We start from the raw sequence: 13788 nt of genomic DNA, 5'->3' as shown, positions 1-13788 counted from the left end.
AACCGTACTCATAATGGCAAGCCTACTGACTAATTTGCTTTTGCAGGCACCCCGCGGTCGATAGCAGGCGGAATACTGCTCCTGAGGGTGGTGTTATGGGTCTTGTGCCTAACCCCGACGGATCCGTCTCCTCTCCTGTTTCAACCGCCCGAACACCCGGCGCCGCGCCCTCCGGGATAAGCCGCCCCGGCCAGCCCGGAACGGCCGGTTCGTCCGGCGCACCCGGTTCGTCCGGGACACCCGATTCCCCGGGCGCACCGAAGGCGGTGGACAAGGAGACGACGGCGGGAATCCTGTTCGGCATTGGGGCGTACGGGCTGTGGGGGCTGCTCCCGCTGTACTTCTTCGTCCTGCAGCCGGCAGGTGCCGTGGAGATCGTGGCCAACCGGGTGGTGTGGTCCCTGATCTTCTGCGCCCTCCTGATCACGGTGACCCGGGCATGGCGCGTATTGGGCGCCGCCCTGCGGAACCGTTCCGTGCTCGGGACCCTGGCGCTCGCCGCCGGCCTCATCGCGGTGAACTGGCTGACGTACACCTACGGCGTCACCACGGGACAGGCGGTGGAGGCCTCACTGGGCTACTTCATCAACCCCCTGGTCTCCGTCCTCCTGGGCGTGTTCGTGCTCAAGGAGACGCTGAGGCCGCTGCAGTGGGCCGCCGTCGGAATCGGTTTCATTGCCGTGGGGGTGCTGACCGTGTCCTACGGCAAGCTGCCCTGGATCGCCCTGACCCTGGCCGTCAGCTTCGGCCTGTACGGCTTCGTGAAAAAGCGGGTGGGGCCGCGTGCCGATGCCATCACGAGCCTCACCGTGGAGTCGATCGTCCTCACTCCCCTGGCAGTTGCCACGATGATTTTCCTCGCGGCAAGCGGCACTGCGACGCTGACCACCCACGGGCCTGTGCATTTCTGGCTGCTTCTGGCATCCGGCGTCATCACGGCGGTGCCGCTGGTGTTCTTCGGCGCCTCTGCCCGCCGGCTGCCGATGACCACCATCGGACTGCTGCAGTACTTCGCACCGGTGCTGCAGTTCATCGTGGCCCTGGTGGTGTTTGGCGAGGCCATGACGCTGGAGCGCTGGATCGGCTTCGGCGTGGTGTGGCTGGCCCTGCTGGTGCTCACCGTCGACATGCTGGCCGCCACGCGGAAGAGCGCGGCAGCCAAGCGGCTCGCCCGCCGGGAAGCGCGAGCGGACACTTAAGCCCCTTCAGGAAGCGCGAACGTACAGTTGTGGCCCCAATTCTCCGCGAATTTGGGGCCACAACTGTACGTTCGCGCTCAAGCCTGGAGAGGCTCAGGGGGCGGAGTCGGCGCGGTCGTAGTCGCGCGGCACAACCACCATGGGAACCGGCAGCGCCCGCAGCACCTTGTTGGCCGTGCTGCCCAGGAACATCCGGTTCTTCTCGGCCAGACGCGAGGAGCCCACGATGAGGATCTCCCCGTCGTCCCATTCAAGCCCGTCGATGGCTTCCTCGATGGTGCGGCCGTGGGCCACAGCCACGCCGACCTCATGCCCGGCCGGCACCTTCCCCGACGCTGCGGTCAGCACGGTGTTCGCGTGGATGTGCGCGGCGTTGATGGCCTCACCGGCGTCACCGGCGGCGTCGAGTACCACCAGCGACACCAGCCGCAGCGGCACGCCCCGCCTCTTTGCTGCCCTGATGGCGGTTTCGATGGCAGCCTCGGCACCGGCCCTCTGCCCGACCGCCAGGGTGAGGCGGGTAACGGGTGCCGTCCGCTGGTAGCCGCGCGGCGCGAGGGCCACCGGAACCGGCGCCGCGTGGAGGAGCGCATTGGCGACGCTGCCCACCGTGTACCGCTTGAACAGCCCCTCGCTGGCGGCGCCCACAGCAATAAGCCCGGCGTCGTACTCGACCGCCGCCTCGATGAGCCCTGCCGCAAAGGAATCGGCCTCGCGCACATGGAATTTCGCCGGCAGGCCCTCCGGAACCAGGGCCAGGCCCGCCCGTTCGGCCGTCAGCACCTCCTGCTCCGCGGCGCTGACCCGGCTGCCCTCCGGGTTGAGGGCAACATACGGCGCGCCCGGCTTCACCACGTAGACCAGGTCCAGTTCGGCGCCCTGGGCCAGGGCCAGCGACGTGGCCAGCGCGACGGCGTCCGCGCCCCGTTCGGTGGGTGTGTAGCCGACAACGTATCGCATGCGAAACCCCTCTTTGGGTATAGCAGCCCGGCGCCCGGATCCCGGCGGCGCCCCGGCCTGCGGCGGAAAGTGCAGTGGTGAGGATGACTCTACCGCGGTCGACGGCGGGAACAATGACGGCGGGCCGGGCACCTTTTGGTACCCGACCCGCCGTCGTCAATCCCGTGCGTTCAGCGCGAACGTACAGTTGTGGCCCTGGTTTTGCACCCGATTGGGGCCACAAGTGTACGTTCGCGCCTGGTAAGCGCTGGAGCTATGCGTTGGCCTTGATGGCCGCGGCGAGCACCTGCAGGCCGTCCAGCAGCAGCTCGTCGCTGATCACCAGCGGCGGCAGCAGGCGGATGACGTTGCCGTAGGTTCCGCAGGTCAGGATGATGACGCCTTCCTTGAGGCATGCAGCGGCAACGGCCTTGGTCAGCTCCGGGTTCGGTTCCTTCGAACCGGCCTGGACCAGCTCGATGGCGAGCATGGCGCCGCGGCCGCGGATGTCACCAATGACAGAAACTTCACCGGCGAGCTCGCGCAGCTTGCCGAAGGAGAGCTCCTCGATGTGCTTGGCGCGGGCGTTGAGGTCGTACTCCTGCATGGAACCGATGGAGGCCAATGCCGCGGCGCATGCCACCGGGTTGCCGCCGTACGTGCCGCCGAGGCCGCCCGGGTGGACGGCGTCGAGCAGGTCGGCACGGCCGGTGATCGCGGACAGCGGCATGCCGCCGGCGATGCCCTTGGCCATGGTGATGATGTCCGGCACGATGCCTTCGTGGTCCACGGCGAACCATTCGCCGGTGCGGCAGAAGCCGGACTGGACCTCGTCGGCGATGAACACGATGCCCTTTTCCTTGGCCCACGCGGACAGCGCCGGCAGGAAGCCCTCGGCCGGGACGATGAAGCCGCCCTCACCCTGGATCGGCTCGATGATGATGGCAGCCACCTGGTCGCCGCCGATCTGTTTCTCGATGGCGGTGATGGCACGCTTGGCGGCCTCGGCACCGGTGATGTCCGGGTTTTCCTCGCGGAAGGGGTAGCTCATCGGCATGCGGTAGACCTCGGGCGCGAACGGGCCGAAGTTGGTCTTGTACGGCATGGCCTTCGCGGTCAGCGCCATGGTCAGGTTGGTGCGGCCGTGGTAGGCGTGGTCGAAGGCGACGACGGCGTCCCGGCCGGTGGCGAGGCGGGCCACCTTGATGGCATTTTCCACGGCTTCGGCGCCGGAGTTGAAGAGGACGGTGCGCTTCTCGTGGGTACCGGGGGTGAGCCTGTTCAGCTGCTCGGCGACGGCGACGTAGCCCTCGTAGGGGGTGACCATGAAGCAGGTGTGGGTGAAGTGCTCCACGGCCTCCTTCACGGCACCGACGACGGCGGGGTCGGACGCGCCCACGCTGGTCACCGCGATGCCCGAGCCGAGGTCGATGAAGGAGTTGCCGTCGACATCGTGGATGATGCCGCCGTCGGCGTCTGCGACGTAGACCGGAACGCTGGAGGCGACGCCGGCGGCGACCACTGCCTTGCGGCGTTCGGTCAGGGCGACGGACTTGGGGCCCGGGAAGTCGGCCTGGACGCGGCGCTTCTGCTCGAGGCGGTAGGTGATTTCGTTGGCAGTGGTGGTCATGGGGTTTCTTTCTTTACTGAATGGGGCGCCGGTGGCTGGGCCCACGCCGGCAGGGTTCCCTGGCCGAGCGGAGCGAGGTCAGGGTGCCGGTGGCTGGGCCCACGCCGGCAGGGTTCCCTGGCCGAGCGGAGCGAGGTCAGGGTGCCGGTGGGGATGGTCAGGCATCGAGTGCGGACATCACGTGCTTGATGCGCGTGTAGTCCTCGACGCCGTACATGGACAGGTCCTTGCCGTAGCCGGACTGCTTGAAGCCGCCGTGGGGCATTTCGGCGGTGAGGAGGATGTGCGTGTTGATCCAGACCGCGCCGAAGTCCAGATCGCGGCTGAGGCGCATGGCTGTGCCGTGGTCGCTGGTCCAGACGCTGGACGCCAGGGCGTAGTCGACGTCGTTGGCCAGGTCCACGGCCTCCTGCTCGGTGCTGAACTTCTGCACCGTGATCACCGGACCGAAGGTTTCCTTCTGCACGATGTCGTCGGTCTGCTTGGCGCCGGTGATGATGGTGGGCTCGAAGAAGTACCCCTTCTCCCCTGCGCGGTGGCCGCCCGTTTCGATCCGGCAGTGCGCCGGCAGGGAGTCGACAACGGCGCTGACAGCCTTGAAGTGATTGGCGTTGTTCAGCGGGCCGAAGTAGTTGTCCTCGTCGTTCTGCGAACCGGTGTGCAGGGTCCTGGTGTGTTCCACCATGGCTGCCACGAGGTCGTCATGCACCGAGTCCTCGGCCAGGACACGGGTGATGGCCGTGCAGTCCTGGCCGGCGTTGAAGAAGGCGAACTCGGCGATGGCCGCGGCGCTCTTCTTGATGTCGGCATCCTTGAAGACAATGGCCGGGGCCTTGCCGCCCAGTTCCAGGTGCGCCCGCTTGAGGCCCTTCGCGGCGCCCGAGGCGACGGCGATGCCGGCGCGGACGGACCCGGTGATGGACACGAGGCCCGGGACTTTGTGCTCCACCATCAGCGCACCGGTTTCGCCGGTGCCCAGGATGACGTTCAGGACGCCGGCCGGCAGGATGTCCGCGGCCAGGCGCGCCAGGACCAGGGTGGATTCCGGTGTGGTGTCGGACGGCTTCAGGACCACGGTGTTGCCGGCGGCGAGCGCGGGGCCGATCTTCCAGATGGCCATCAGGAACGGGTAGTTCCACGGCGCCACCTGCGCCACGACGCCGATCGGCTCGCGGCGGACGAAGGACGTGTGGCCCTCGAAGTACTCGCCGGCGGACTTGCCTTCGAGGATGCGGGCGGCCCCGGCGAAGAAGCGCAGCTGGTCGGCACCGGCGGCGACTTCCTCTGACGCGATCAGGGAACGGACCTGTCCGGTGTTGCGGTGCTGGGCATCGACGAGTTCGTCGCTGTTGGCCTCGATGGCGTCGGCGAGCTTGAGCAGCATGAGCTGCCGCTGCCCGGGGGTCACGTGCTTCCAGGACTTGAAGGCGTCCTTGGCGGCGGTCATGGCGGCGTCGACGTCGGCCTGCACGGATACCGGGGACTTGGCCACGACGTCGCCGGTCACGGGGTTCACGATGTCGATCAGGGCCGTGCCCGCAGGCGTGACGAACTCTCCGTTGATGAAGTTCTGCAAGGTTTGAACCACGGTGTACAACCTCTTTCGTCCTGGATGGTGTGATGCGGCTGACTCGAGCCTATTCCAGCCCAACACCCCGGGGAATAGCCACCTGCACACCCTTGAACGTCTGCTTTAGTGCGATCGGCTAGCCTCCGGCTACCCTTGATCCATGGCAATTTCCCTCGCGGCGCTGCTGGCCGTGCAGTCTCTGGGACTCAAGAAATCCAGCCTCGCGGAGACCACCTCGCACCAGGACATCCGCTGGGTTGCGGTGACCGAACTGGAGGACCCGCAGCGCTTCCTCAACGGCGGCGAACTGGTGCTGACCACCGGGCTGCGCATGAAGAGTGCGCCCGAACAGCGCCGCTTTGTCCGCCAGGTCCAACGCGCCGGCGCCGTGGGGATCGGCTTCGGCGTGGGCCTCTCGCATGACGCCGTCCCGCCGGCATTGATCGCCGAGGCGAACCGCTGGGGACTGCCCGTGGTCGAAGTGCCCTACGGCACGCCGTTCATCGCCATCAGCAAGCTCGTGGCAGATGCCCAGTCCGCAGACCACTACTCGAAGCTGGAGCGGCTGATTGCCGGGCACCAGATCCTGGCCCGCGCGCTGCTTACCGGCGGTGGCCTCGCCGAGCTCCTCCGCCACCTGGGCGGCATGCTTCGCACCGATATCGCCCTCACCCAGTTCACCGCGCAGCTGTACAACAGCAGCAATGAGCCGCCGTCCGCTGATTCCTGGACCACCTACCCGATCCCCACCGGCCGCCGCGATGCCTGCACGCTGTGGGTGAAGCAGCCGTTCGAGGACTCCGGCATCATCGGCTACGCGCAGAACCTCATCAGCGTGGAGCTCAACAACATGGTCAAGCAGCGCCAGGCGGAGCGGGCGCTCTCCGGCCAGGTGCTTGAGGACGTCATCCACGGGACCCTGGACCCCAGCGAGGCCCACCGCCGCCTTGCCGGGACGGGCATCAACAGCACCCGCAAGAACGTGGTGATCCTGGCCGGATCCGAGGCGCACCACAAGCAGCTGGTCAGCTCCTCGCTGCCGCAGGCGCTTGAGAACGCGGTGAGTGCCGTCGTCGGAAAGGACCTGGTGACCGTGGTGGCCGACGACGGACGCGGCGCCACGGTGCTGGCCAAGAGCCTCAGCGACCACCTCGCCGAGGCCGGCATCCACGCGACCATCGGCATCGGGGGTGCCTACACCAAGCCGAACGGCCTGCGCTGGAGCTACTTCGAGGCACGCGATGCGGCCAGCCATGGGCTGCCGGTGAACGAGCCGGAGCGGCTCAGCCTGACGTCCCTGCTCCTGGCCAGCGAGGACGTGCCGCTGGCGGACATGGCCAATGAATCGCTGGACCCGCTGCGCAGCTTCGATGCCGCCCACGGCGCCGAGCTGATGGCCACTCTGGAGAGCTACCTGAACAACAACGGCTCCGTTGCCGCCGTCGCCGAAGCCCTCACCCTACACAGGAACACGGTCCGCTACCGGCTGGCGCAGATCACCGAACTCACCGGGTACGATCCCTCGGTCACCGCGGACCGCGTGCAGCTGTGGCTGGCCCTGGCCGTCGCCCGGCTCGGCGCACGTCACGCCGGCTGAGGCCGCGCGCTGAGTCCTCCGTGCGCTGAGGCCGCGCGCAACGGTTACAGGCGTCCGCGGGCGAAGCCGTCCAGCCGGAGTGCGAGTTCAACCGGATTGCTCAGGGCAACCAGGTGTCCGCCCGGCATTTCGTCTATCGTCAGGCCAAGCCGGACCTGGGCTACGCGCCGTTGAAAGTCCACCGGGAAAAAGCGGTCATCGCGGCCGATGAGGACCTTAGTGGGCACGTCCGGCCAGCGGCCGATCTCGCAGGGCTGGCCGAAGGGGGTGTCAGATGGAGCGCGCTGCTCGCTGGCGCCCGCGGCGGCTACTTCCGGGGGAACGTCGTGCAGGAAGTGCACCTGCTCATCGAATTCGCCAGTGCGTCCGTTGAGCCGGTCGTTGAGCTCCCGTGCCTCGGGCTGGCCGGTGGCCTCCCACCACTGGCCCGGCGTCTCACCCGGTAGCGGGATCATCGGGTTGAGCAGGACGATAAGCTCCACCGGCACCCGTCCCGCGACGACCGGCACCGTAAACGCGCCCAGGGATTGGCCCACGAGGATCACGTCGCGGTGGGCACCGATAGCCGCTACGACGGCATCGGCGTAGTCCGGCAGTCCCAGCCGAGGGTCGTCCTCGCGGATATCGACCGGAAGGGCCTGGTGTCCCAACCGCTCCAGTTCCGGAACCAGCCGGTGCCAGTACCAGCCGGCTCCCCCGGCGCCCGGGACAAGAACGAAAGTGCTCACGCGTCCTCCATGCCTGGTGCCGCTGCGTCCGGCCGGACCGCGGCGCCTACTCAAACCGCACGACGTCCCAGTCGAGGATGCGCGGCTCTGCGAGCCCTTCGGTGGCGAAGGGGTCACCGGCGATGAAGCGTTCGGCCTCCTCGCGGGACGTGAAGATCCCCATGGACGCGCCGGCCGGATCCGGAGTTTGGAACGGACCTAGTGCAACAAGCCCGCCGCCGGCGGCGCGGAACTCCTCGTAGTAGGCCTTGTGGCGGGGGAACGTTTCCAGCACGCGGGAGCGGTCAACGCCCTCACGAAGGCTGTAGATCACGACGGATTCCATGGACGCGATCCTACCGGCCGCTCCCGGCGTCGCGGGAGGGATTTGATGGGGTCAGGATTCCACCATCACCGTCCCCGCGGCTCCGTCTACAGTGACGGTGTCCCCGGTACTGATCCGCAGGGTTGCGTCGGGAACACCGACGACGGCGGGAATCCCGTATTCGCGGGCCACTACGGCACCGTGGGAGATAGGTCCGCCCATTTCCATGACCAGCGCTCCAGCGGTCATGAACAGCGGCGTCCATCCCGGGTCCGTGGACGGCGCCACGAGGATTTCACCCGGCTCCAGGTGCGCGCCGGCCGGGTCCAGGATGACTCTGGCTTTGCCTGTCACGGTACCGGCCGAGGCCGGTGCCCCGGCCAGGGCTCCCGTCTGACCCGAAGACGGCGCCCGTGCCTGCCCGGCCATGGCCGCCTCGACGTCGGTACCGTCGGAAAGCAGCAGGCGGGGAATGTGCCGGCGCCGCATCTCGCGTTGGTAGTTCCGGCGACGCTCTTCGACGAGGCCGTGCAGGTCGCCGCCACGGAGGCCGGCGCGCGCTTCGGCGAGGTCCAGGAAGAAGACGTCGTCCGGCACCGGGATACGGCCCGCGGCTGCGAGGTCCTCGCCCACCTTTTGGAGCTGGTGGCGGAGGACGGCGAAGGCCATGATCAGGCGGAACTTGGGGTGCTCGCGCATTCCGGCGGTTTCTCGTGCACGCCGCAGGCTGTGGGCAACGGCTCTGCCGAAAACCCTGCCCCTGGCGCGGGCAGCGCGTGCAGCCAGTTCGGCGGCCTTGGCTTCGGCCTTTTCCGCAGCCCGCCGGAAGACCCGGTCCGGGGCGAGGTCCGGGTCCGCGAGCTTCAGGTAATTGGCCAGGACGTTGATGATGTGGGCGGGATCCTCGCCCCAGCGGGGAACGCCGAGGTCAATTTCGGCCACCGAACGGTGCCCGTACTTGTCGAGGAAGCCACGCAGTGCGCCCTGGCAGATGGCCGGCAGCGTCCCGTCGAAGTAGCGGCCCGCGAGCACCTGCGGGGCCTCCCCAGTCAGTGCGCGCACGGACTCCGGGTCCGCCCGGACAGCGGTGGTTACACGCCAGAGCTCCAGGTCCATTTCCGTGGTCACGTTGTGCGGCAGGCCGCGCAGCACGGCCTGCAGGTCGCCGGCCTGGGCAAGCCTGCCCAGCAGCAGCCGGGCCAGGCCCAGCCAGATGTACCCGGCGGCGGCCGGCGGCAGTATCCGCATCACGCCGGGGACGATGTCTTTGGTGAGGCCCCGTTCCACGAAGTCCAGCCGCATGGTGCTGGAGGCCGGCTCCGGCAGGACCAGCGTCTGGTCCATGTCACGGTCCGATGCCCGGACCCGCTCCAGCGCGGCACCGGGGTTGGCCATCGCGCGCAGGATCTGACCGATCAGGCCCAGGCGGTGCGGGGCCCGGAATTCCGCTTTCAGCGACGTCAGGTTGGACGCCCTGCTGACGGCGAAGCGGGGGTCTGCGGCCAGGTAGGCCAGCACGTCAACGGATCTGGCATCGGCTACTTTCATGGCTCTCAGCAGGCCGCGCCTTCCGCCCTTGCTGCGCAGCAGGGGGGTGACATCAACGTACATGCGCATCCCGATCTGGGCGGACCGGTAGGGGGACGTTCCCCTGCCTGCTGACCGGCTGCTGTCGCTCATCAGGCTGAAGGATGCCAGCCCCATCGGTGTCAGCGGCCGGGTCAGCCCCTGCAGCAGGCTCGCGCACAGGTAAGCCCGGACCCCGCCGTCATCGTTGGAAAGCTCCGGGAGGGGAAACAGCGTCGTGATCGGACGGGACTGCACCACCCGGATCCCGCCGTCCGGCGCGATCGCCCACTCCAGGTCCTGGGGCTGGCCGTACAGCTCCTCGGCCCAGGTTCCCAGCCTGGCCAGCGCGCGCACCTGCCCGTCCGTCAGACACGCCTGCCGCCCACCGTCGTACGGCTGCGACAGATCCCGCCGGGGCACCAGCCGCGTCCCGCCGCCCGGGGCGGGCCGGCTTTCGACGAGTCTGTCGCCCAGGCTCCGCCGGAGGATCCGCCCGGTGGCGGTGTCGACCGTGAACTGATCCGGGTTCACGGCCCCGCTGACCAGCGCTTCACCGAGTCCGGGCGCTGCGTCGATCACCGTTTCCTTGCGCCGGCCGGTCAGCGGGTTGGCCGTGAAGAGCACGCCGGCGACGTCGGCATCCACCATTTCCTGAACGACGACGGCGATGCCCACCTCGCGCTGATCCATCCCGTGATCGGCGCGGTAGGCCACCGCCCGGTCCGTCCACAGGGAGGCCCAGCAGCGGCGGACCGCATCCAGCAGGGCATCCGGCCCGACGACGTTGAGGCAGGTGTCCAGCTGGCCGGCGAAACTGGCTTCCGCGAGATCCTCGGCGGTGGCGGAGGACCGCACGGCCACCGGGGTGTCCTCGCCCAGACCGGAGTAGGCGGCACGGATGGCTTCGGTGGTGTCCTCGGGTATGGGCGCCGAGGCCAGCCTGCTGCGTGCCAGCTCCGCCGGCCCGGACGGATCTACCCCCGCCGCGTCCGCCACCTGCCGGTACACCCCGGTGGTGACGCAAAACCCCTGCGGGACCGGCAAGCCGGCGGCCAGGAGCACGCCGAGGTTGGCAGCCTTGCCACCCACTTCAGGCAGCATGGCGGTATGCACGTGGGCCAGGCTGATCACAGGGCCCACCGGCCTGGCTTCATGCCGGTCCGCGTGCTTTTCCACCGGCTGTTCCCCTATGCAAGCCCGCGCCGGATCAGCTTCCGCGACTTACGGTGCGCCTTGCGGTACTTGGCTTCGGCTTTGGCCGCGCTCTTCTCCTCCCGCTTCAGCAGCGAACCGTAGGCCGCGGCCACAGGTTCCGGCAGGTCGGGGCCGCCGGCGAGCTTTCCCAGGAAGATCCGCGCCACCACGCCGTCGTGGTGGTCGCCAAGGATCTTCTGCTGTTTGTGCGCCGCCTTGGCCAGCCTGGCGGCGCGCCGGCCAAAGACCGGGTCCATCGTCTCGGCCGCATGCCGCAGCCGCTTGGCATCCTTCCGCACCTGATGCAGGGCGGTTTCGTGCGCCGTGGCGTCCCTGTGCCCGATGTCCGGCCTTTCACCGGGGCCGTTCTTGACCCGCAGGGCCGATTTATGGGCGCGGCGCAGCCGCTTGGCCGACTTGCCCACCAGCTTCCGGGCGGCCTTGCGCGCGGGCGCCGCCGACGGCCGGACAGGCGGATGGTCGCGGAAATCCTCGAGGTCGTCGAGGAGGCGGAAGTAGCGGTCGGTCAGCAGCACCTCCAGCGTCCTGCGGTAGCCCGCGTCCAGCCTGGTCCCCAGTTCGCGCTCGATCCGCTGTTTCACCTCGTCGGCCCCCTCCCCCGGCGGAAGTTTGCCGAGGCTGGTCCGCAGCCGGTCCTGCATGACTTCGGCGTCGCGGGGCGTACCGAGGATCCGGCCCAGCCACTTGAGCTCGTCGCGGAGCCTGCCCACCGCACCCCCGCCATAGAGCTTCCGGTAGACCCCGAGGGCCGACCGCATGCGGCGAGCGGCCGACCGCATCGCATGGACCGCATCCGGCTCCTCCAGCCGGACCCGGGCGTCGTTCGCCAGCATTTCGTCGATCTGCCCGTCCAGGTATTCGCTGACGACGGCGGACGCGGGCCTCTTCTTGTCCGGTTTTCCGCCGCCGGGCTGCTTTGCTCCGGCGTCCGCCGCACGGGTTTCCGGCAGGCTTTCACCGAGCGCACGGCGCAGCTTTGACTCATGTGCTGACGGCCGCGCACCGGCCGCGGCCAAGACCTCGGCAGCGGCTGTGAACAGCTCCGGCTTGCCGTGAACCAGCTCGAGTTCCCATTCGCGCCACTGCAGCTTCTGGTCTGCCTGCTGCTGGCCCGCCCGCCGGAGAAGCTCGGCCTCCACGGTGTCGTCCAAAAGGTCGGCAAGGTGCACGCCGTCGTCCCCGTACAGCGCATGCGTGATGCGCCGCGTGTTCAGCCGTGCCACGGGCACGGGGTCCGATCCGCGGAGGTAGGCGTGCAGGTGGGCCAGCAGTTTGGCGGGAACGACGTCGGCCTGGCCCAGGGGGGCGTGGATCTCCTGGCGGGGACCGGGCCCTTCAGCCGTTGCGGGTCCCGGCGGCAGCTTCACGTGCCAGCCGGCGTCGGTCCCGCCGGCGCGGCGCCGCAGGGTGATGCGGCGGGCCGCGAGAACCTGGTCCTCCGTGTCGAAGTAGACAGCTTCAAGCTGGGCTTCGCGCGGCTCGCCTGCCCGGCCCACGCCTGGAATGGCGGCAAGGTCCGGCACCGTCGTGCCGGCGTCGACGTCGTACTTCTTCTCGGTTTCCAGGCCTTCGGCTGTCATGGTGGGCGGCGTCCTTTCCCCTTGCCGGGTTGCTGCGCGCGATGCTCCTGCTGGGCCGAGTCTATGCCCCGGCCGAATCGGGCCACGAGAGTTTCCCCACAAAGTTCTAGACATCAAACGTCTTACGTCTAACGTTAAGGGATGGCGACCACCTCTTCAGCACCCCCGGCCCTGGCAACCCCTTCGGCAAAGCCCCGGACCGCCGTCGTCGCGGGCGTCATTGCCCTGGTGCTCATCGGACTGAACCTGCGGGCCGGGATCACGGGCGCTTCCGCCCTGCTGCACGACCTGCAGCAGGTCCTGGGCTACGGGCCGCTGGTCGCCTCACTCATCCCCTCGATTCCCACGCTGTGCTTCGCCGTGGCCGGGGCCGCGACGTCGTGGCTGACCGGGAAGGTCGGCGTCGAAAAGGCCATCCTGCTCGCCCTTGCCATGCTGGCAGGCGGGCTCCTGGTCCGGGGCATTCCCACCACCGGCATGCTGGTGGCCGGTACGGTGATTGGGATGTCCGGACTGGCTGTTTGCAACGTGTCCATGCCGTCCTTCATCCGGGAGCATTTCGCCGCCCGCACTTCGCTCATGACCGCCGTCTACACGGTGACCATGACCAGCGGCGCCACCGTCATGGCCGTGGTGGTGGTTCCCCTGTCGCAACTGCTCGGGTCGCCGTCGGCCGGGCTGGGCGCCATCGGGATCCTCGCCCTCTCCGCCTTTCTGGGCTTCCTGCCCGTGACGCTGCACGCCCACCGCAACACTGTCCGGAAATCCGCCGGGCACGTTTCCCCGTGGCCGCTGCTGCGCACCAAGACCGGCCTGCTGCTTACCGCCATTTTCACGCTGCAGGCGTTGCTGGCTTATGCCTTGCTCAGCTGGTTCCCCTACATGCTCACCACCATGGGCCTCAGCGCGGCGGACAGCGCCCTCATGTTCGGCGTCATGCAGCTGGTCTCGGTTCCGGCCGGCATGCTGCTGATCGCCATCGGTTCCCGGCCCCGGAGGCTGCGTCCCGCCGTCTACCTGGCCACCCTCACCATGACGGCCGGCATTGCCGCGCTCCTGTTCCTTCCCGTCTCGCTGGCCGTCATCCCGGCGGTGCTGCTCGGCTTCGGCCTGGGCATCTTCCCCCTGGTCATGGTGATCATCAGCCGCAGTGGCCGGAACACCGCCGAGACAACGGCACTTTCCACGCTGGCGCAGTCCACCGGCTACCTCCTGGCCACCGTCGGCCCGTTCGGCATGGGCCTGCTGCACAGCGCCACGGGCAGCTGGATGCTGCCGCTGGCACTGCTCCTGGTCGTCGCCGTGGTGCAGATCGTGGTGGCACACCTGCTGAGCAGCGGCCGCACTGCCGGAGTGAGCGCCTCCGGACCCCGGGGTGCATCCGCGGGTGCATCCGCCGGCGCAGCCTCCCGTGGGGCCGCCGGGGCGAACGCCGGCGGAATGAAAGAATAGGACAC

At 68.7% G+C, this 13788-nt stretch carries 10 protein-coding genes; 3 read left to right on the top strand and 7 right to left on the bottom strand.

Features of this window, described 5'->3' with window-relative positions; translation table 11 throughout:
- Positions 1-95: 95 nt before the first annotated feature.
- Positions 96-1199 carry an EamA family transporter RarD gene (rarD, locus tag BWQ92_RS15960; RefSeq protein ID WP_236782980.1) on the top strand — a complete coding sequence of 368 codons (1104 nt, stop codon included), beginning with the start codon at positions 96-98 and terminating at the stop codon, positions 1197-1199.
- 93 nt (positions 1200-1292) lie between these two features.
- Here rarD and BWQ92_RS15955 read toward each other — a convergent pair whose 3' ends face one another.
- The 3 genes from BWQ92_RS15955 to BWQ92_RS15945 all read right to left on the bottom strand — a co-directional run bounded on the left by BWQ92_RS15955 (position 1293) and on the right by BWQ92_RS15945 (position 5356).
- Positions 1293-2159, bottom strand: a complete 867-nt coding sequence (locus BWQ92_RS15955) for a universal stress protein (protein WP_076801036.1) — start codon at positions 2157-2159, stop codon at positions 1293-1295.
- A 253-nt stretch (positions 2160-2412) separates the two neighbouring features.
- Positions 2413-3768, bottom strand: coding sequence for a 4-aminobutyrate--2-oxoglutarate transaminase (gene gabT / locus BWQ92_RS15950; RefSeq protein ID WP_076801034.1), 1356 nt, complete (start codon positions 3766-3768; stop codon positions 2413-2415).
- Positions 3769-3925: 157 nt separating this feature from the next.
- Positions 3926-5356 (bottom strand): gamma-aminobutyraldehyde dehydrogenase, encoded by a 1431-nt coding sequence (locus BWQ92_RS15945; RefSeq protein WP_076803770.1) that lies wholly within the window; start codon positions 5354-5356, stop codon positions 3926-3928.
- 142 nt (positions 5357-5498) lie between these two features.
- Between BWQ92_RS15945 and BWQ92_RS15940 the strand changes: the two genes are divergently transcribed.
- Positions 5499-6935, top strand: a complete 1437-nt coding sequence (locus tag BWQ92_RS15940; RefSeq protein WP_076801032.1) for a PucR family transcriptional regulator — start codon at positions 5499-5501, stop codon at positions 6933-6935.
- Positions 6936-6979: 44 nt separating this feature from the next.
- On the opposite strand, the gene BWQ92_RS15935 is transcribed toward BWQ92_RS15940, so the two are convergent.
- The 4 genes from BWQ92_RS15935 to BWQ92_RS15920 are packed head-to-tail and all read right to left on the bottom strand — an operon-like array spanning position 6980 to position 12331.
- Positions 6980-7663: an alpha/beta fold hydrolase gene (locus BWQ92_RS15935; RefSeq protein ID WP_076801030.1), complete on the bottom strand. Its 684-nt coding sequence runs from the start codon at positions 7661-7663 to the stop codon at positions 6980-6982.
- 46 nt (positions 7664-7709) lie between these two features.
- Positions 7710-7988, bottom strand: a complete 279-nt coding sequence (locus BWQ92_RS15930; protein ID WP_076801028.1) for a YciI family protein — start codon at positions 7986-7988, stop codon at positions 7710-7712.
- Between the two features lie 51 nt (positions 7989-8039).
- Positions 8040-10712: a PEP/pyruvate-binding domain-containing protein gene (locus tag BWQ92_RS15925; protein ID WP_076801026.1), complete on the bottom strand. Its 2673-nt coding sequence runs from the start codon at positions 10710-10712 to the stop codon at positions 8040-8042.
- Positions 10713-10723: 11 nt separating this feature from the next.
- Entirely contained in the window at positions 10724-12331 is a 1608-nt protein-coding gene (locus BWQ92_RS15920; protein ID WP_076801024.1) for a CYTH and CHAD domain-containing protein, read from the bottom strand.
- A 141-nt stretch (positions 12332-12472) separates the two neighbouring features.
- On the opposite strand from BWQ92_RS15920, the gene BWQ92_RS15915 reads away from it, so the two are divergent.
- The gene (locus BWQ92_RS15915) at positions 12473-13783 is read left to right on the top strand and encodes an MFS transporter (RefSeq protein WP_076801023.1); all 1311 of its coding nucleotides are present in this window, start codon (positions 12473-12475) and stop codon (positions 13781-13783) included.
- Positions 13784-13788: the final 5 nt, after the last annotated feature.

The sequence above is a fragment of the Arthrobacter sp. QXT-31 genome, assembly GCF_001969265.1.
Lineage (GTDB): Bacteria > Actinomycetota > Actinomycetes > Actinomycetales > Micrococcaceae > Arthrobacter.
Note: the sequence above shows the minus strand (reverse complement) of the source record. Positions and strands in the feature narration are given on the sequence as shown.